This is a genomic window from Bifidobacterium sp. (genome assembly GCF_022647885.1).
GTDB lineage: Bacteria > Actinomycetota > Actinomycetes > Actinomycetales > Bifidobacteriaceae > Bombiscardovia.
Map to the genome: position 1 here is coordinate 779,797 of NZ_JALCLM010000001.1, position 18,721 is coordinate 798,517.

At 49.2% G+C, this 18,721-nt stretch carries 16 protein-coding genes and 1 pseudogene; 13 read left to right on the forward strand and 4 right to left on the reverse strand.

The genetic code is table 11. The features are described from left to right. The first annotated feature begins 202 nt into the window (after positions 1 to 202). Positions 203 to 478, forward strand: a complete 276-nt coding sequence (locus LKI20_RS03320; protein WP_291769865.1) for a hypothetical protein — start codon at positions 203 to 205, stop codon at positions 476 to 478. A 263-nt stretch (positions 479 to 741) separates the two neighbouring features. Here the strand turns inward: LKI20_RS03320 and LKI20_RS03325 are convergent, their stop codons facing one another. Beyond that, positions 742 to 2,043, reverse strand: coding sequence for an MFS transporter (locus tag LKI20_RS03325; protein ID WP_291769868.1), 1,302 nt, complete (start codon positions 2,041 to 2,043; stop codon positions 742 to 744). A 57-nt stretch (positions 2,044 to 2,100) separates the two neighbouring features. Beyond that, positions 2,101 to 2,706, reverse strand: a complete 606-nt coding sequence (locus LKI20_RS03330; protein ID WP_291769871.1) for a TetR/AcrR family transcriptional regulator — start codon at positions 2,704 to 2,706, stop codon at positions 2,101 to 2,103. Between the two features lie 228 nt (positions 2,707 to 2,934). On the opposite strand from LKI20_RS03330, the gene LKI20_RS03335 reads away from it, so the two are divergent. Beyond that, positions 2,935 to 3,822 carry a dimethylarginine dimethylaminohydrolase family protein gene (locus LKI20_RS03335; RefSeq protein WP_291769874.1) on the forward strand — a complete coding sequence of 296 codons (888 nt, stop codon included), beginning with the start codon at positions 2,935 to 2,937 and terminating at the stop codon, positions 3,820 to 3,822. Positions 3,823 to 3,954: 132 nt separating this feature from the next. On the opposite strand, the gene LKI20_RS03340 is transcribed toward LKI20_RS03335, so the two are convergent. Together LKI20_RS03340 and LKI20_RS03345 are read right to left on the reverse strand one after the other, a co-directional pair. Next, the gene (locus tag LKI20_RS03340) at positions 3,955 to 4,767 is read right to left on the reverse strand and encodes a M50 family metallopeptidase (protein ID WP_291769876.1); all 813 of its coding nucleotides are present in this window, start codon (positions 4,765 to 4,767) and stop codon (positions 3,955 to 3,957) included. Positions 4,768 to 5,007: 240 nt separating this feature from the next. Beyond that, complete coding sequence (locus tag LKI20_RS03345) at positions 5,008 to 5,265, reverse strand: hypothetical protein (RefSeq protein WP_291769879.1); 258 nt, start codon at positions 5,263 to 5,265, stop codon at positions 5,008 to 5,010. Positions 5,266 to 5,481: 216 nt separating this feature from the next. On the opposite strand from LKI20_RS03345, the gene LKI20_RS03350 reads away from it, so the two are divergent. From LKI20_RS03350 to LKI20_RS03400, 11 genes and pseudogenes are all read left to right on the forward strand, one after another. Next, positions 5,482 to 6,036: a hypothetical protein gene (locus LKI20_RS03350; protein ID WP_291769883.1), complete on the forward strand. Its 555-nt coding sequence runs from the start codon at positions 5,482 to 5,484 to the stop codon at positions 6,034 to 6,036. Between the two features lie 215 nt (positions 6,037 to 6,251). Next, the gene (locus tag LKI20_RS03355; RefSeq protein WP_434734902.1) at positions 6,252 to 6,950 is read left to right on the forward strand and encodes a hypothetical protein; all 699 of its coding nucleotides are present in this window, start codon (positions 6,252 to 6,254) and stop codon (positions 6,948 to 6,950) included. 250 nt (positions 6,951 to 7,200) lie between these two features. After that, entirely contained in the window at positions 7,201 to 7,470 is a 270-nt protein-coding gene (rpsO, locus tag LKI20_RS03360; RefSeq protein WP_291769889.1) for a 30S ribosomal protein S15, read from the forward strand. A 284-nt stretch (positions 7,471 to 7,754) separates the two neighbouring features. Then, positions 7,755 to 10,406 (forward strand): polyribonucleotide nucleotidyltransferase, encoded by a 2,652-nt coding sequence (locus LKI20_RS03365; RefSeq protein WP_291769892.1) that lies wholly within the window; start codon positions 7,755 to 7,757, stop codon positions 10,404 to 10,406. A gap of 160 nt (positions 10,407 to 10,566) precedes the next feature. Beyond that, a complete protein-coding gene (locus LKI20_RS03370; protein WP_291769895.1) occupies positions 10,567 to 11,145 on the forward strand; it encodes a LemA family protein in 579 nt (192 codons plus the stop codon). A gap of 218 nt (positions 11,146 to 11,363) precedes the next feature. Further along, positions 11,364 to 13,634 carry a DUF2207 domain-containing protein gene (locus LKI20_RS03375; RefSeq protein ID WP_291769897.1) on the forward strand — a complete coding sequence of 757 codons (2,271 nt, stop codon included), beginning with the start codon at positions 11,364 to 11,366 and terminating at the stop codon, positions 13,632 to 13,634. A 236-nt stretch (positions 13,635 to 13,870) separates the two neighbouring features. Then, positions 13,871 to 14,737 (forward strand): aldo/keto reductase, encoded by an 867-nt coding sequence (locus LKI20_RS03380; RefSeq protein ID WP_291769900.1) that lies wholly within the window; start codon positions 13,871 to 13,873, stop codon positions 14,735 to 14,737. 139 nt (positions 14,738 to 14,876) lie between these two features. Further along, a pseudogene (locus LKI20_RS03385) lies at positions 14,877 to 15,491 on the forward strand (isochorismatase family protein); the annotation flags it as partial. 75 nt (positions 15,492 to 15,566) lie between these two features. Continuing rightward, on the forward strand, positions 15,567 to 16,586 hold the full coding sequence (locus tag LKI20_RS03390; protein ID WP_434734931.1) for a polyphenol oxidase family protein: 1,020 nt from the start codon (positions 15,567 to 15,569) through the stop codon (positions 16,584 to 16,586). Positions 16,587 to 16,784: 198 nt separating this feature from the next. Continuing rightward, on the forward strand, positions 16,785 to 17,690 hold the full coding sequence (locus LKI20_RS03395) for an IspD/TarI family cytidylyltransferase (RefSeq protein ID WP_434734932.1): 906 nt from the start codon (positions 16,785 to 16,787) through the stop codon (positions 17,688 to 17,690). Between the two features lie 224 nt (positions 17,691 to 17,914). Next, positions 17,915 to 18,592 (forward strand): pyroglutamyl-peptidase I, encoded by a 678-nt coding sequence (locus tag LKI20_RS03400; protein WP_291769905.1) that lies wholly within the window; start codon positions 17,915 to 17,917, stop codon positions 18,590 to 18,592. Positions 18,593 to 18,721: the final 129 nt, after the last annotated feature.

The window sequence follows — 18,721 nt, forward strand, 5'->3', positions numbered from 1 at the left end:
CTTCTCAGTGAACAACAGATATATGATAGCTCTCTTATCGTTCTGGCCTGTTCATATTTTCAGAGCAGTTTATGCTAGAGCTGGCGAACAGCACAAACGGGGTACACAAGTATGTCTATGTATGTTCGCCCATTGCCACGTTGAAGCCCAAACTGTTTTAGGACGACAGCAGAACGGAACGTGATTCACTAGCATCTGGAATATGCCCGATTTCGATGATTACGACGATGTGACCACCCGTCCAAAGGTACAGGCTGAGCAGCATGGCAACACCGACCAGGAACGCAACCAGCGCACCCGCACACTCCTCGAGAAACGCAAAGACGCCATCCTCGACGCATTGGCAGACCCTGATCTCAGCAGGGGAGAACGTAAGCTCCTCGAGGCCCAGCATCGCGAAGTCAAGGACGATATACGCACCATCAAATACGGCGCACCTATACGTGTGCTGCGAGCGCTTGATCGGAAGTGGAGATGATTGGCGATAGTCCCCACTTAGTCCCCACTTGAAAAGTTCGTGTTAAGATAGAGTAGTTCTGAGTTGACATTGTAATCAGTCTTCCAAACTGATTACGCGGGTTCGATTCCCGTCGCCCGCTCCACTCACGGAGTTCAGAAACGTTGGAATGCCAACGATAGTATGTGATTATTCTCAACGATAAACTCTGTCGGATTAACCGCTGTGACGCTGAGATTCAAACCTTATGAGATCCTAACCGAATGCGCTAATGCACTAATAAGCTAATGAGCGCTCCTAGTACGTAGGACAAGTGCTCCGCTAATGAGGACTAATATTCCGGCAGCAATAAATACTGACGAGTAGCCGGATGCTGCGATTCCAATTGCTGCAACAACTGGGCCTAGCGCAATCGAACTGAGGTCGGCGACATTAATGAGGCTAAGATCTCGTGCGCGGCGATTATCATCTGGAAGTAAATGAACTGCCATGGACATACTGGTTGATGCATAAACACCATATCCAACGCCAGTGAGTACAGCCAGCACAATTACTCCCGACCAACTACCGGTAATGGCACCTAAGACTGCTCCAAGTGCGAAGGTTAGTGTTGCTATGGTGAGGCACCATTTGAAGCGCTGTGTGTGATCCGTTATAGACCCTGAGATGAGTGCGGCGACCATGACGCAGGGGGCATATATTGCAGTGAGTATCAGCACTCCGTCGTCTGTGGACTGACCAGGATGCACCGTTGCATAGTGGATGATATCTTGCAGGTAAAAGAACAGATATGCTAATGCCATATTTTGGCCGAGGCCAAATAGGAATCTGTGTCCACACACTAGCCAGAAGTCAGTGCTGTGAGGCAAGAGTTGTTGCCACTGTATGCCACGTCGTACTTTGGGAGCTGTTGGTTCGTGCCCGCGATCGTGTCTTAATGTAAATATAAAGATTATCTCTGCTAGTACTGTCAGACTTCCCAAGAAGGAATACACCAGATGTGGAGATGATAGTAGCGTTTGTATACCAGTTCCGAGTACGGGCGCGGCCGCTGCAGCAATGCCCAAGCAGGCAGATGCCATGCCTCGACGATGCTCTGGGACGACATCAGGAATAGTTGCCGAGGTAGGCGCCATGAGCATATTTGCGCCAATCTGCAACAGTCCCCACCAACAAGCTAATTCGCCGATTGAACGGGAGTGACCAATCAAGAGCGATACTGGGAAAATGACTACTAATCCTCCCAGTAGCCAGGGAATTCGTCTGCCCAGACGAGTGTTTGTGATGTCACTAAGATGTCCAATAAGTGGATTGGTGATGATGCCAACCACTCCGGCAATGCCGGTCACCATGGCTAAAGCGGCAACTTTGTTGTGAGGTGCAAGAGTGTTGACCTGGTTAGGGATGGTGCTCAGCACGGGCCCTAAGAGAATTGCCCACATGCTGGTACTAGCTGCGATAAGTGCCGGATAATATCCGCGACCAATAGTGGGTTTTGAAGATGTCTCATCAATGGTGACAGCGTCAGAGATTGCCTGCATAGGACTTGAGGACAGTGAGGTTGTGTCACAGTTTATATTGGCCATATGGTCAATATAAATCATAAATTCGAAGATATGCTACGCCTGAGATGGGAATTTACTTCATGTGTTGACGTTCGTAACGAAGCCGAAACCCGCCAGGGTGGCATCCATAATGGCGTACATACGTTCTGCTGTTATTCGATCAGGGTACAGCGCTACTTGTGCACCGAGTCCGTCGAGTGTGCAGATAATAGTTTCAGCAACCAATGAAGGCTCAGGTTCGCTGATGTGTTCTTGTGCTTGTGCGCTTCGAATCAGTAGTTCGAGAGCTCGACGCCATTCGCTATATGAACGCCACCGCTCTTCTGCTAATTCGGCATTACCCAATGCATATGCCCAAAATGCTAATTCGATTTGTTCGCCGATTTTGTCTTCTTGGTCAATTGGCAGAGCGTCATATACCGCGCGACGCAGCGCTTGGGTGCCTGAAAGCCCGCTGAGATTAGTGTCAATGCGTGCAGCAAGTTGTTGGTACGAGCGTTGTAGGGCTGCACGGAGGATATCATTTTTCCCGTTGAAATAATGGGCGATAACTCCGTGGGATACTCCCGCTTCCTTGGCAATTTCTCGTGTGGTTGCCCCTGATAGTCCTGCTCTTGATACCACTCTAAGACAAGCATCAGCGATTTCGATTCGGCGTTCGCTGTGGTTCACAATCTTACTCATGGAAGTTAAGCATAGCGAGCATGCGCCCCGAATCAAACGCCAATAGTTGACGTGAAACAATGCTATGTTTATATTGAACAAGTGGCCAATATAAACATAGCATTGTCACTCCTGTATGTATTTGCCATCTAGAGACTTTCATCAATGGTGACACTACCGGTAACGACGAAAGTGATATAGGCGTTGTGACGATACCAACAGCGATGCCAAGGACAGTAAGGAAGCATAATGATTCAGATTTCAAATCCGAACGACATAGCCGAACTTCACGAGGTTATCGTCGGTCCGTATAAGACCTTTAATTGGTGGAACCTTATCTGGGGTTCAATACGCTACCCCGATTTTGCAAGTTTGCGATATGTAGAAAATAACACTGTACGCGTGCCTGACCACCATATTGCTCGACGTCAGCACGAGCAACTTGTTCAAACTTTAATAGATGCCGGGGTTCAAGTTCATACACTCTCCTCGCAGCCTGATGTTGATATTCAGCTCTATCCAAGAGACATCGCTTTTGCTGTAGATAACACCATTTTTCTGTCACGTTCCCGCGATCCCATTAGACAAAAAGAGCAGCGGGCTCTAGAACCGTACCTTTCGCAATTTTCTCAAGTGGAAAAAATTAGCTTCGGTCATATCGAGGGCGGTGATGTTATGGTCACCGATGACGTGGTATTTGTAGGGCTCAGTGAGGCTACAAACCTTAAAGGAATCAGCGCGCTCAGAGAATGTTTTGCCCATGCCGGTGTTGATAGGGAGATAGTCCCGATTGAATTTTCCGGTAGGGGAGTAGTGCACTTGGATACGAAGTTCACGATGGTCGGGCCAAAACTTGGGTATATCCATTCGGCATCATTAACCCCTTATTCACGTAGCCTGATTGCATCACGTTTTGATCTCATTGAGGCTGACGATAGTGAAGCCAGAGCGTTGATGGTTAACACCGTTGCTCTTGCTCCTGACCGTATAATCATCGATTCTCGAGCAACTCGTTTGGCAGATGCTTTGCGCGCCCATCATGTTGAGCCGGTCCCACTCGATTTCTCTGAGGTGACCAAGTTCCCTGGTGGATTCCGGTGTGCGACACTTCCTCTTCGCCGAGGCAATAGTAAATAATTGTTCGATAGTGAGTTATGAATGGTGACAGTGAGGGCAATGTCTCATGGCCCTCACAGGGAGTGCTAGAGGATGAGTGTTAGACGCTGTGTAGAATGCTGCACCCTGCTGTTTCACAGCAACGCTTAAACTCTACCGTTGCCAATTACTCAGCACTGATTGCAGTGTTTGCAGGGAGAATACGGCGTGAATTCCGCCTGCTGACTCAGTCACCCATTGAGCGGAGTACCAGAGTGAGAACATAGCAATCAGTAGCCACAGGAGAATCCACACTAATGCAGAGATATGTGTGAGTTGTGCTAGTTGATCTGCGTCTGATTGTTGAGCTCGTCCTTGTGATCGTTGCACCTGTAGTTCTATCAGGGGACGTATTGAACCGAGTAGCAAGAATGCTGCAAGAATTGTGGCCGCAAAGAGGCGTAGATTCGCTGAACCCCACCAAGACACCCCTATAACTATAAGAAGTGAGACAACAACACTAACAGCGCCATATCCGTTATTGATACGGGTGAGCATGAGGACCAACAGAATGACAAATAACCATAGTGCCCCCGTCGCGTAGCCTGCCGCGACTAGTGCAGCGCATCCCAATCCCCACAGTGCGGGCGCTAAGTACCCAGCGAAGCAGGTGAGCCAGTAGCCAAAACCGTGAGTTTTTCCATAGCTGACGGTTACACCAGAGGTATCGGAATGGAGTTGGATACCTGAAAGTTTTCTGCCGGTGAGTAGCGCAGCAACGGCGTGGCCGCCCTCGTGTGCAATAGTGATAGCGTTTCTGGCGATACGCCACACTGGCCTTATTAATACCAGCATCAAACTGATGAGCACCGAGCTCAGTATCATCCGTGAATCAGGTCCTTCAAGCGCAGTGGTTGAAGAACTCCATATATCACTGAAGATTGTTGATATGCCGTTGCCTACGGATGATAGGAATGGTGTTGACACATGTGCTCCTTGACAGCAGAATCGCTGCAAATCAATACTGACGAATTTATGATGATTTGGCAATCGTCATAGCGACACCACTATGACATGACTCGCTGAAATTTCACTGATGATATAGCTCCAGGCACTGTGGAGGACAGCACTGTGGAGGACAGCACCATGCAGAGGAGTATGTGCATGCACGATTGTTCCCTCAATAACCGCGACACAAATAGAGTAGCTATTGCATGTAGGTGATGTTTATGAGCTGAAACCGCTCAAGACTTTCCCCCAGTCCGTATTGTCGTTGTCAGTATCGTTCTTGGCATAATCATTGTTGTGGTGCGTGTGGTGACATGCCAATGGTGACACTACTGTTAATTCCTCGGTTGAATCCGCGTGATTGCGTTGAGCATGGTGGTGTAGGGAGCGGATTGTTGTTGCGCTGCCTGGCGGTGAACAATTCAGTACTGAGTCTTTGCCGCGAGGAGCATTGCTGCGGGCTATTCGAGTATTCATGTGTACACGCCTCCTTGCGTTTTATCAGACCCTAACGGTCATTCTTGAGGATAAGCTGAGTGCCTTCTGTGCTTTTACTTACTCAGTGGTGAACGGAGATTGTCCAGTATTCACGAGTGCCTTCCGCTACGATGGAAGACACCAAGCCTGCCTGCTACTCGCTGTGTGATGGATTGAAGTGCCGGCAGGAACGAGTCAAGATAAGAGAGGTGCAAGATGACTGAAGGGCAAACGCCTGTTCCTCAGAACAATGCGGGGGATACGGTCACAGGGACCAATCACAACAATGCTAATGCTTCGGGGTACCGCCCCAATGGACCACAGTCTGGCGTTAATCCGAACGGCACTAACCAAAATGGTGCCAATCCTGGCAACATCAACCCAGGCAATGGCAACCATGGCGCAGCACCTACGTATGGGTATGCACCACGACCTATGTATGCCCAGATGCCGGCACCGGCTCAGCCAGTTGCAATGCCAGGACAATATGAGAAAGCTAAGAGCAGTGCAGCTAAAGGCTTTGCTATAGCTGGTTTCATCTTGGCGGTTATCGGTTTGTTTGTAGTTGTTTGGCAATACAACAAATATCTCAGTCCTTTTGGAACAGTCGGATTGGTTATGTCTGTCGTTGGTTTGCTGATTCCTGAAAAGGGAGAGGATCGAAACAGAGCAACATATATCTTCTCAGTCGTAGGCATCATCATCTCAATATTGGCGCTTATAGCGACGTTAGTGATTGGTATTTTTGATTTGCAGCCATTCACATACTGATATAAGCCCAATGTGCGAGGCTAACGATGAGTAATTGGCTCCCGAACTCCTGTGAGATCGGGAGCTTTGCTGTTGTTGTGGTGAGAAAGGGTGAGGTAACACTTTTACCGTAGCTGTGCTCTAGTAATCTATCGCACTATCTGCATGCTTTCGTGATAACCTATCTGCGAATGTGACATGTGTAAGGTTACGAACGACCAAGTTGGTGAGAAGATATGATGCAGCAGGAGGGTGCCAGCTTGAGTACTACCTCAAAGCATATCGAAGACGGCACGAATGAGAGCAACAACGTTGTAGACAACGATTATTCTTCATCGACTGAACACATGACCGATCGCAAGCTTTCTCTTGCGGATATTGAGCGTAAACGTTCCAAACCACTCGGTTGGGCGTTCTTTATTGCTGCTTTGCTGATTGCCATTACTGCTCCATATGGCATCGGCCGTACACTGGCGGTGCGCCATACACATAGTCTGGTGAGCTATCTTGATGTATTCGAGCCGCGAGGTATTGCGTTCATTTCTTGGACAGCGGCTTTTGTGGCCATTGTGAGCATAGCTATGTGCATTATTGAGGCACGCTCTTGGGCATGGCGAATTGTCTTGTTACTCAGCGTTGCTGCAGAACAATTCATTGCAGGCCTGTGCCTATTAAAAATGTCGTTCTGGTATAGCACGTATGTAGTCTTCGGCAGTAAAGCCTATCTAGCAAACGCTGCGAATCTCGGTATTATCGCTGCAGGTTTAGGTGTAGTGGTGTTTGCTGTGCTCTTTGTTGCGATATTGGTCTTGGTGAAAAAAGATTCACCACTCAATGTACTTACCAGAAGTTGGGCAGCTATGTCTTTATTCGCCATTATCGAGGTCCTTGCCTTGATTATCGTTCTCTTTGGCGGCTTATTAACCGTCGTGTGACGGCGTGCATTTCTCTATATAAGTATTCAATGTGTGCATGTCCTTGTACCGAGGTTGTGGTTTGTAGCGTGTAATGCCGCAGTGTGCACACTCACTTGTGCCCACACATGCCAAAATCTGAAGAATCACATTGGCTGGAAATATGGTGAGGGGTTATGTGTATACTGGCGGGTGGCGTGTTTCCGCCCGCGGATACAGAGCGTTTCGGCATAAGGTCGTGGCACCGCGCAGCAGATAATAAGGAGGAGTCGTGGCACTTACGACTGAAGAAAAACAAGAGATCGTCACCAAGTATGCGACGCATGAAGGCGACACGGGTTCTCCCGAGGTTCAGGTTGCACTGATTAGCAAGCGCATCACGGATCTCACTGAGCATCTCAAGGAGCACAAGCACGATCACCATTCACGTCGTGGTCTGCTGCTCATGGTTGGCGATCGTCGTCGTCTGCTTGATTACCTCAAGCGTGTTGACATCGAACGTTACCGCTCCCTGATTGAGCGTCTCGGCTTGCGCCGATAATTGAATTCTTCCGCCCGGGCCTTGTGCTCGGGCGCTTTTGCATGCTGGCATTCAGACAGGTGAATACAGGTCATGACGGCCAACGACGAATTACAACAGATTCACGAGGAATCTCCGGCGAGGATTACGCGGCCAGGTATGCCGCGTCCAGCATGTCGGGCACATTCGGTGAATATGCCCGTTGAGTGGTAGACAGTTATTCCGCTCGTTGCAAGAGCAGTTTATGAGCATGGGGTTCATAAACGATGGAACAGATGATTGAACAGTTATAGAAGGAGGAACCCGTGGAGGGTCCCGAAATCAAGGCCGTTGAGGCCGTTATTGACAATGGTTCATTTGGCACGCGCACTTTGCGCTTCGAGACGGGTCGTCTCGCCCAGCAAGCGGATGGGGCAGTTGCCGCGTATCTCGATGATGATTCCATGGTGTTGTCTACCACTACAGCAGGGTCCAGCCCGAAGGCGAATTACGACTTCTTCCCGCTGACTGTCGATGTGGAAGAGAAGATGTATGCCGCAGGAAAGATTCCAGGGTCGTTCTTCCGTCGTGAAGGACGTCCTTCTACTGAGGCCATTCTGGCGTGCCGCATTATTGACCGCCCGCTTCGTCCTCTGTTCCCGCACACACTGCGCAACGAGGTTCAGGTTGTAGAGACTATTCTCGCTTTGGATCCTGAAGATTCATACGACATGGTGGCTTTGAATGCCGCATCAGCATCCACACTGATTTCTGGTTTGCCATTCAGCGGTCCTGTGTCTGGCGTCCGTCTCGCACTTATCGATGGCCAGTGGGTTGCTTTCCCACGTTGGAGCGAGCGTGAGCGCGCAGTATTCGAAATTGTTGTAGCTGGTCGTGTAGTCGAAGGCGGAGATGTCGCCATCGCTATGATTGAAGCTGGTGCTGGCAAGAACGCTTGGACCTTGATTTATGACGAAGGTCAGATCAAGCCTGATGAAGATGTTGTTGCTCAGGGCCTTGAGGCTGCTAAGCCGTTCATCAAGGTTATTTGTGAGGCTCAGGATGAACTGAAGTCCAAAGCAGCTAAAGACACCAAGGATTTCCAGCTCTTCCCCGAGTTCACCGAAGACTTGTACAACCGCATTGAACAGATTGCTCACGGTGATCTCGATGAGGCCCTTTCCATGGCAGAGAAGTTGCCCCGCCAAGAGCGCATCAGCGAAATCAAGAAGAGTGTCAAGGAAAGCCTTGCTTCAGAGTTCACCGATATGGATGATGCTGAGAAGGAAAAGGAAATCGGCAATGCCTTCAAGGAACTGCAGCGTCAGATTGTTCGTCGTCGCATCCTGACGCAGGATTACCGCATCGATGGTCGCGGACTTCGCGATATTCGTACGCTTTCCGCCGAGGTAGATATCGTTCCTCGTGTTCACGGTTCTGCACTCTTCCAGCGTGGTGAAACCCAAATTCTGGGTATTACTACTCTCAATATGCTGAAAATGGAGCAGCAGATTGACGCGCTTTCCGGTCCGACCTCTAAGCGTTATATGCACAATTACGAAATGCCTCCATATTCAACTGGCGAGACTGGTCGCGTTGGTTCACCGAAGCGTCGTGAAATTGGTCACGGAGCTCTTGCTGAGCGCGCTCTAGTCCCAGTGCTTCCTAGCCGCGAAGAATTCCCATACGCTATTCGTCAGGTCTCAGAAGCTATTGGCTCGAACGGTTCCACATCAATGGGTTCTGTCTGCGCTTCAACTTTGTCACTACTCGCTTCAGGCGTGCCGCTGAAGGCTCCTGTGGCCGGTATTGCCATGGGCCTGGTTTCAGGTGACGTCGACGGTCAACACATTTTCAAGACTCTTACCGATATTCTTGGTGCTGAAGATGCTTTCGGCGACATGGACTTCAAAGTTGCAGGTACTTCTGAATTCATCACTGCTTTGCAGCTTGACACCAAGCTTGATGGCATTCCTGCCGATATCCTTGCAGCTGCACTGCAGCAAGCAAAGGAAGCTCGCACCACAATCCTCGAGGTTATTGACGAGTGCATTAATGAGCCAGCGGAAATGAATTCAACAGCTCCACGCATCATCACCACCAATGTTCCTGTTGACAAGATTGGCGAGGTCATTGGGCCCAAGGGCAAGATGATTAACCAAATTCAAGAAGATACCGGTGCAGATGTCAGCATCGAGGATGACGGCACTGTCTTCATCTCTTCTGAGGGTGGCGAAGCTGCTGCAAAGGCTAAGGAAATCATTGACCAGATAGCCAATCCGCATGTTCCTGCAGCAGGAGAAAACTATAACGGCAAGGTTGTTAAGACCACAAGCTTCGGAGCTTTTGTCAACTTGACTCCAGGTACCGATGGTTTGCTGCATATTTCGCAGATTCGCAATCTCACCAACGGTGAGCGCGTGGATGCTGTTGAAGATGTGCTCAAGGAAGGCGACGCGGTTGAGGTAGTCGTTCAGGGCGTAGACGACCGTGGCAAGATTTCCTTGGCTATTCCAGGTTTCGAAGATCAAGAAAGCTCACATGCTTCAGGTCGTGGCTTACGTGACCGTGATGATCGTCGTGACGACCGTCGTGATGATCGCCGTGGTGGACGCGGACGTGACGAACACCGCTCGGGCCGTAATGAGCGTTCAAGCCGTTACGATGACCGTGGCCGCGATGAGCGTCCTCGTCGTCGCCGTGACGATCGTGATTTTGATCGTTCCGATGGCTACGACCGCCGAGATCGTAACGACCGTTCTGATCGCAGCGAGCACAGCGATCGTGACGACCGTCGTGGCTCACGTGATCGTGATGACCGTCGTGGTTCAGATCGCGGTGGCTACCGTGGTCGTCGTGAGAATGTTCATTATGCAGCAGATGAGCACTATGACGAGTATCGTGCAGATCGCGAAGAGCGTAGTGAGCGTCCTCGCCGTCGCGTGCGTCATGATTTCGATCCTTTCGACAAGGACTGAGCTGAACCGTGAGGTTGAATACCTCACGCGGAGATAGTTCCTGAAAGTGTGCAATTCCGCACGTTACCGCCGATATTTTTGGCGCGTTATGTGCGGACTTGCACACTTTCGCATTTCTGGCAAAGCTGCCAAGCTGAATGTGCTGTGAGACAATGGTGCCATGAACGGATTAACCATTACACTCATCGTCATTGTGGTTCTGATTGTCCTACTGGTGCTTTGGGGCGTAGGAGCCTATAACTCACTCGTAGATTTGCGCAACCGCGTTGCAAATGGCTGGTCGCAGATTGATGTTCAGCTCAAACAGCGAGCTGATTTGGTACCTAACCTTGTACAGACCGTTAAAGGCTATGCAAGTCACGAGTCGGAAGTTTTCCAGAAAGTCACTGAAGCTCGAGCGCATGCAGTACAGACCGCGCAAAGTGGCACACCAGCACAGCGCGCTGAAGCTGAAGGTCAATTGAGCAATGCGTTAGTTAATCTGCAGGCGACTGCCGAAGCTTATCCACAGCTGCAAGCTAATCAGAACTTCATGGATTTACAGAAGCAGCTGAATCAGTTGGAACAAAAAATCGCTTACGCTCGTCAGTTTTATAACGACGTTGTGCAGAAGTTCAACACCAAGATTCAAAGCGTGCCCAGCAACATCATTGCAGGTCTCTTCCACTTTACAGAAGCTCAATTCTTTGAGGCTGTTGAGCAGGATCGTGTGGTTCCACAAGTGAATTTCTCGAAGTAATTCAACCCTATAGAAACCGTAGGAGTCTAGTTGTGAGTCGCCGCGCTGCTCATAAATATCTTGTCATCGAGATGATGAGCAGCGTCGATAATAAGGCTGTTAAGCAGCTTGGTTGGGGAATTGAGAGACTTCACTATCTGCTAGCAAAATTATCCGATAGGGAAACAGGCTGTTGAATAAATGCCTGATGGGATAACGATATAACGAGGGATTGTGGGATGCCAACAACGCAAGATTCAGACACTCAGAGTGTGCAGAAGAAATCTACACGCGCTTTGTCATGGAAAACTGGCAGGTTTATTGGCTGTATGCTGATTGCCATAATCGTGGCAGCAGTGTTGTCGCTGGTAGCGATAGGAATAAGTGCCGGCGGTGTCAGTACCGCGGACTTGAGCTATAACTCCTTACACTACGACACACAAGTTCTTAAGAATGGCGATCTGCGGATTAAGCAACGTATTAACATCAGACTCGCCCACCGCGAGGATGATGAGGGCGATACGAAGCCCTGGCGTCAGCTGTATCAGCAATACACCATCAACCCAGATAATCTGACCTCAATCTCTGATATATCGGTACGAAACATCAGCGATGATCAAACGTATACGCAAGGTAGTCCCATACCTCCTAGCCAAGTGCAAAGTACTGCGAATTGGGATCAGGAGCAAGCAGGTCATTGGTATGTCGCCAATGTGAGTGACGCAGATAATCCCAGTGAGTACCAAGCTGACACAACAAGCAGCACTGGCAAGTATCCGGTTGAGATTGGTTGGAATATTCCTCAGACCAATCAGGCCGACAGCGTGGTGTTTGAGATTTCGATGACTTTCCATGGTGTGAGCACAGCGCACCCAGATGTTACTAATTTCCAGTGGGAACCATTTGGAGCTAGTAACCAGGTGCCCATCGAAACTGTGACTGCCTCTCTTCGCTTCCCTGAAGGAATCACCAGCACCAACTCATGGGCTTGGTTGCACTATTCAGGCGTCTCCGAAACCTCGCGAGCAGATGACGGAACTCTAAAACTTACCGCACACAATGTGAATCCTGGACAACACCTTGATGTGGTGGCTATGTTTGATTCCTCAGCGAGTGATCAGGTGGTGCGGAGTAGTAATACGAATGCGAAGCAGCGCATTATGGATGACGAAACTCAGCAAGAAAGCAAAGCTCGTGATAGTGCGCGGTTGAAAGCACGATTAGCTATTGCTGCTTGGATCGTCGCCGCCATACTCGCTGTATTGGTGAGTTATAAAGCAATACGTTCTGCTTTTTCAACATATGGCGAATCACGATATAGCGGCGATGTTGAGTACTGGCGTGATCCGCCAGAGATGAGTCCAGCTGCGGCAGCAGAACTCAACGATTTCCTAGAAGGAGCCAGTACCAATCAGTCATCGAGACAAATGGCTTCAAGTGTGCTCTCTTTGGCATCAAAGCAGGCAATTTCCATCTATCCTGGTCCAGTCTCGTCATACTATGGCGTTGATTTACTCCAAACCTCTCCTGTAAATATCTCTGGGATGCTAGCTAATCAAGATCAACGTTCGCAGAAAGCATTCAACTCAACTTCGACAATAGTCATTCGCCCTGTATGCACTGAGAATCGTGAATCTTTACATTTGAGCGCTTCAGAGGATGCGGCTCTACATATTTTAGAAGTTGCCGCGAGCCGTTTGCAGACGCCAGTGTTTGATCTCAAGCAGATGCAGCAAAACTTCAAAAAATGGGAATCAGGATATAAGGAACAGGAACGATTCACCAGTGCTGTAGCTAGAGAATTTGCCGTGTTGAAAGCCACGGCTATACGAGGCAGTTCCTCGGGATGGGGCACATTAGGTGTGATTCTTGCAGTTGTAGCGCTGGTTGTTGCTGCACTCAGTTCTTCGGGCTCCGGCCTAGCCGTGGGGTTGATTGTTGGATTCGTGCTACTAACAACTTCGATTTTCGCTTTAACATATGGCAAATTTACAGTCCTAACCCAAAAAGGACAGCACTACGCTGGTCAAGTCCATGGATTACGGCGCTATCTGCTTGATTTCAGCGCTTTCCAAGACCGAGGAGTGAACGATTTAGTACTCTGGGATCGTTATTTGGTCTATGCAGCAGCATTTGGTATCAGCAATCAGGCGTTGAAACAGCTTGCGCTTGCATATCCACAACTCAGTGATCCGCAATGGTTGGATGAGCATGCTTCGGGATCGTTATTGTATTGGACTTATAGACCGTGGGCATTTGCAGGTGCTGCATATGGCTATGGAATGGGCGCGAGAATGAACACCTCGGCTGGCGTTCCAGGAGCTACACAAACCCCTAATATTGGTGCAGGTTTCGGTGATATAGGTAGTCAGTTGACTTCAAGTTTCTCATCCATCCATTCAACGATCCAAGCGGCTGCGCCGTCCTCGTCTTCCGGAGGTTCCTTCGGAGGTGGAGGCTTCGCAGGTGGTGGTGGAGGTTCTGGCGGTGGCTCCTTCGGCGGTAGATGATCAACAGTGTTGACGTGTATCCTGAGGGTGTTCTTTCCACTACTGTTGTGAAGCGTTATAGCTCAAATCTGAAGCAGAGTTGATGCAAGCACGGTGTTAAGACTCTTGACAATATAAGGTCAACAACACAGCTAGTCATATGCGCAGGGTTTGCGCCGAGCGACTGCATAGGAGTATGCAAGCACTAGGTTCACCGTTATTGTTGACAGGTAATCGTCATGTCGAAAGGAATGCTGATGTCGCTGCTCACCAGAAATCTTGGACAACATAGCACCACGGCTGTAGGTTTGGGAGAAATGCCGCTGACCATAGAGGGCAAACCGGATTTGGAGCAGGCGGTTGAAACTATTCATGCTGCTCTTGATGCAGGGTGCCGCCATATTGATACCGCGTGGGCGTATTACGAGTCAGGCGGTGAGGAACAGACTGGTGAGAAGTTGGTGCGTCAAGCACTGGAATCATGGAGTGGTCCCAGCGATGAGGTTCTTGTAGCAACCAAAGTTGGCCATTTTAGGAATTTCACCGATGGCCGGCCAACATGGGATGTTGATGGTAGTCCGGCCAATCTTATTCGGCGAGGCAAGCAATCTGCTCAGGCACTAGGCGTGCCTAGTATCGACTTGTTATATTTTCACCGTCCTGATCCTAAAGTGCCATATGCTGACTCCATTGGAGCGATGAAGCAACTCGTCGACGAAGGTATCGCTCGTTCGGTAGGTATTTCCAATGCGAGTATCGATCAGATAGATATTGCTTTGGAAATTCTGGGCGATGATCTGGTAGCTGTGCAGAATCAATATTCTCCGGTGTATCGACAGACGGAAGATACATTGTCATACACGGCCGAGAAAGGTCTTGCCTTTGTCTGCTGGAGTCCTCTAGGAGGATTTCGTAAATCCAAGGATGAGACGCTCTTCGACCCATTTAAGCAGGTAGCTCAGCAACGTAGTGTCAGTTATCAACAAGTAGTGCTCGCTTGGGAATTGAGCAAAGGTAGGCACGTATTTGTTATTCCAGGAGCACATCGTCCGGCAACAATACTTGATTCGTTGCACGCTGGCGAACTTCAACTCAGCACTGAAGAATTGACAATGTTGGGCTAGTGGACCGCTCCGCGAGTCATCCACAGCAGAGCTGTTCTTAGCAATTGCGTTACTCAGTAGTAGCGCAATTCATACTGATACGGCGGCATACTTACAGTTCATAGAGATATGCAGATAACAGGTATAAGCAGGAGGAATGATGACCTCGAATCTTTCCCGAGCACTGATAATTGTCGATGTACAGCCCACATTCTGTGAAGGTGGTGAGCTGGCAGTTGAAGGAGGCAATGACACAGCCCAACGGATCGCTGACTATGTTACTGCGAAAGGTGGTTGTTACGACTTCATAGCAACAACACAGGATTGGCATATAGAGCCAGGTGACCATTTTTCATCAACACCTGATTTTGTTGATACTTGGCCATCTCACGGTTTGGCAGGAAGCTCACATGCACAGCTGCACCCAGCTATCGCGGCTCTAGATATTCAACACCACTTCAAAAAAGGCCAATATGCAGCCGCATACTCTGGTTTTGAAGGTGTGGAACTAGCTGAGGATCTTGATGTGCCCACCCGAGAACAAGTTACACAAGCTTGGCAGCAACATCGCACTTTAGCATCTGCCTTACAATCGCGGCAGATCAGCGACGTGGATGTGGTGGGTATTGCTTTATCGCACTGCGTTAAAGAAACAGCATTAGATGCCAATAAACTTGGTTACCAGGTACGTGTGCTGAGCAATCTTACTGTTCCGGTAAGTGAAGAGTTGGGTGTTGAAGCTTGTCATGAGATGCTCGCTGAAGGTATCACCATTGAGCCTTGGGTGGTTGATGTTCCTGATCGGGCAGTAGACGGTGGAGTCAATGTTGCCAACGCAGCCAACGCGGCTATATCCCCAGATGATTCTACGAATGCTGAGATACTCGACGAAAGTTTGGTACCGAGCCATTACAACGATGGATCACCGGTTCCTGTAACGATCCCGATTGCCTTAGCTCCTGGTGTCTCGGTGGTGTATACCACCCGTTTGGGTGGTAGTTCTCATGGTGATTTTGCTTCGTTGAATCTTGGCGGCAAAGGTGGCGATGATTTGCTAGATGTGGTAGCGAATCGTACAGCCCTATCCCAAGAGCTCGGGCGCGAGTTATCCATTATCAGTCAGGTGCATTCCGGTACAGCCATTGATATTGATAAAGTTTGGACTCGCAATACCCCCTATGGCTTTGACGCTAGTGGATCTACTGCTTCTTCACAGTCGCAAGCACACGCAGATAATGTGGCGCAAGATGTACAGGTCTTTGCGATAGCAGCTGATGGTCAGGTTTCTTTGAGCCAACAGCTGGCGATAGGCATGTTTGCTGCAGACTGTTTACCAGTGTTGCTAGCTGATCCAGCCACTGGTGTGATCGCTGCAGCACATTGTGGTCGGATGGGTTTGCTCCGCGGAATTATCGGAGAAACTGTGGATTTGATGGTGGCTCGAGGAGCTGATCGTCAGAGGATTGTCGCCACGTGTGGCCCTTGTATTTGCGGAGACTGTTATGAAGTTGGTGATGAGATTGCCACAGATTTCGAGAAGCACTTCCCAGGTACTAGGACAATTACGCGCTTTGGCGGCCCAGGCGTTGATATCGCTGGTGCAGCGCTACAAGAGCTGCAGCGATCGGGTGTGAACAATATTGTCTCATCACAGCCTCGTGTGGATGCCGCAACTCAATATCTGAACGCTGATGAAGAATTGCGAACGATATGTGATGCAGATGGTGGGGAACAACTGGACGAACGCCTTGCTCAAATGAAACATAGCCTGTGCACACTCGAAAATCCCTTGTGGTTTTCACATCGCGCATCGGCATTGCACCACAAAGAGCATGAAGGACGCATGTTGGCGCTGATTATGCGCACTTGATTTCGTTTGTGTAGGGATTTCGTATGTAATCGCAAGTATGCATGTTTCAAAAGGGGCGGAATTTCGCCATTTCTCGCATCTTTGTATCATGATATTGATGCAAATCCCTACACAAACGAAGCTTCAACACATGCAAGTTCAGTGCAGATGAGTGTTGATGGGCTTCCTCGGCGTTCTGAGTTTTTTACTCTAATGCCTATGAGCAATGTGGTAGTCAATAACGCGTATGAATCCGATACAGTTGGCAGGGAAGGTTCTCAACAGCCAATTTCGCAGAATCATCAGGATGAATCCATCAAGACACCGGCAACAGTGCCGGTGGTTGCAGTGGTGCTAGCGGCAGGCTTGGGGAAACGTTTTGACGCTGAAACACCAAAACAACTGTTGGAAATTGATGGCAAGGCGATGATTGCTTGGTCACTCGAGACATTTGACAGTCATACTCAAGTAACAGATATCGTGGCTGTTGTGAACCCAACGGTTCGAGAGAGTGCAGAGTCTGCTCTCTCGAAGTGTGGCAAGCTGCGCATGGTGATTTCAGGTGGTGCAGAACGTTCAGATAGCACTGCAGCTGCTTTGCGCGCACTGGCCGATGCTGGAATCCCTAGTGAAGCGAAGATCCTGATTCATGATGCCGCGAGACCATTTGTGAGCTCGGATGCCATTACTGCATGCATTGCAACATTAGATTGCTTCGATGCGGCTACTCTTGCAGTTCAATCTACTGACACAGTGTTGCTCACTGAAGACAGCGGGGAACAGCAAGGAGGGCATAAAACAATACGTGCTGTCCCTGAACGTACAAATACTTTTTGTGCTCAGACTCCTCAGTGTTTCAGATTCCACACCATTTGTGAGGCTTATGAGTTGGCCCGAGAAGATCCAGACTTTCATCCAAGTGATGATACCCGTGCAGTGGTGGAGTATTTACCTGATGTGAGCGTGGCAATTGTTGCTGGCGATGAAAGCAATATCAAAATTACGCGTCCTAGTGATGTGCCCCGCGCAGTGCACATAGCTGAGTCGCGTAAACGCGCAAAAGCCAAGGAAAGTGTGCATCGTATGTTGGCCAATGCCTTTGGAGACGCTTCCACGCCTCTTTAAGATCGGTTGCATAGAGCGAACACAGTTTTGTGTAGGGTTTTCCGTCGGTACTGCGTATCACTGTTCTCTGATATTGGCGGAATTTCAACCTTTCTGATTACTATATACATTCCTTTGCTTCATAAATCCCTACACAAGCGTGTGTGCTCAATGCTGAAGGCAAGCAAAGCCTCACAGATGTCATGATGCGAGCCGAATTGAGGGATTCGATATAGACTTGGGGCATGGAGAAGTTCAACGTCGTGGTTTCCGGGTTTGACCGATATGAGGATGTTGAGGTCAACCCTTCATATGAGGTGCCCAAAGCTATTGAGCAGCAGGGTTTGGTGCCACACTCTGGTGATGATGATGCGCTAGATGGTGTTGAAGTCAATATCACCGCAGTGATGCTGCCGGTGAGTTTCTCGCAAGCTTGGCCACAACTGAAAACAGTGCTCAATCGTGTGCACCCCGATATTGTCATCGCAACTGGTTTGAAACATGCAGCTCGAGGCATCGCACTTGAACGTTGCGCTACTAATCAGCGTGATGCTTCAAACGCTGAGCAAGATGGAAAAACCGGAGAATTGATTCCCATCAGAGCTGATGGCCCAGCAGCATATTGGACGAGACTACCGTTGCGTTCAATTCTTACAGATTTCAGTGCTCACGGCATCCCAGCTACCCTGAGTTCAGATGCAGGAACGTACGTATGTAACAGTTTGTTCTATAACCTCTTGAACTGGACTTCACAACAGCAGCATGTGCTTTCAGGCTTTGTCAGTTTCCCTTTAGTGAACGAATCAGCTAGTCATGAATATGGTTTGCCACTGCAACAACAAATTGCAGCAGGCCAGGCAGTGATCAAAAGAAGTGTCCGTTATTTTAAGCAGCCCACATCCTCTGATATCTTGCTGGTATGAGATGTTGCAGAGCCCATGTGTAATCATGACCTGACAGTGCACGGCGTGTTGCGCTGAGAATGTGTCGGATAGAAATCATTCAGGTTTTTTCTAGAGCTTTTGAGCTACAGTTCAGACATGCAAGCACGC

Coding starts and splice junctions, on each gene's coding strand:
- LKI20_RS03320 (WP_291769865.1), top strand. CDS start 203: ATGCCCGATTTCGATGATTACGACGATGTGACCACCCGTCCAAAGGTA.
- LKI20_RS03325 (WP_291769868.1), bottom strand. CDS start 2,043: ATGGCCAATATAAACTGTGACACAACCTCACTGTCCTCAAGTCCTATG.
- LKI20_RS03330 (WP_291769871.1), bottom strand. CDS start 2,706: ATGAGTAAGATTGTGAACCACAGCGAACGCCGAATCGAAATCGCTGAT.
- LKI20_RS03335 (WP_291769874.1), top strand. CDS start 2,935: ATGATTCAGATTTCAAATCCGAACGACATAGCCGAACTTCACGAGGTT.
- LKI20_RS03345 (WP_291769879.1), bottom strand. CDS start 5,265: ATGAATACTCGAATAGCCCGCAGCAATGCTCCTCGCGGCAAAGACTCA.
- LKI20_RS03350 (WP_291769883.1), top strand. CDS start 5,482: ATGACTGAAGGGCAAACGCCTGTTCCTCAGAACAATGCGGGGGATACG.
- LKI20_RS03355 (WP_434734902.1), top strand. CDS start 6,252: ATGATGCAGCAGGAGGGTGCCAGCTTGAGTACTACCTCAAAGCATATC.
- LKI20_RS03370 (WP_291769895.1), top strand. CDS start 10,567: ATGAACGGATTAACCATTACACTCATCGTCATTGTGGTTCTGATTGTC.
- LKI20_RS03375 (WP_291769897.1), top strand. CDS start 11,364: ATGCCAACAACGCAAGATTCAGACACTCAGAGTGTGCAGAAGAAATCT.
- LKI20_RS03380 (WP_291769900.1), top strand. CDS start 13,871: ATGTCGCTGCTCACCAGAAATCTTGGACAACATAGCACCACGGCTGTA.
- LKI20_RS03395 (WP_434734932.1), top strand. CDS start 16,785: ATGAGCAATGTGGTAGTCAATAACGCGTATGAATCCGATACAGTTGGC.
- LKI20_RS03400 (WP_291769905.1), top strand. CDS start 17,915: ATGGAGAAGTTCAACGTCGTGGTTTCCGGGTTTGACCGATATGAGGAT.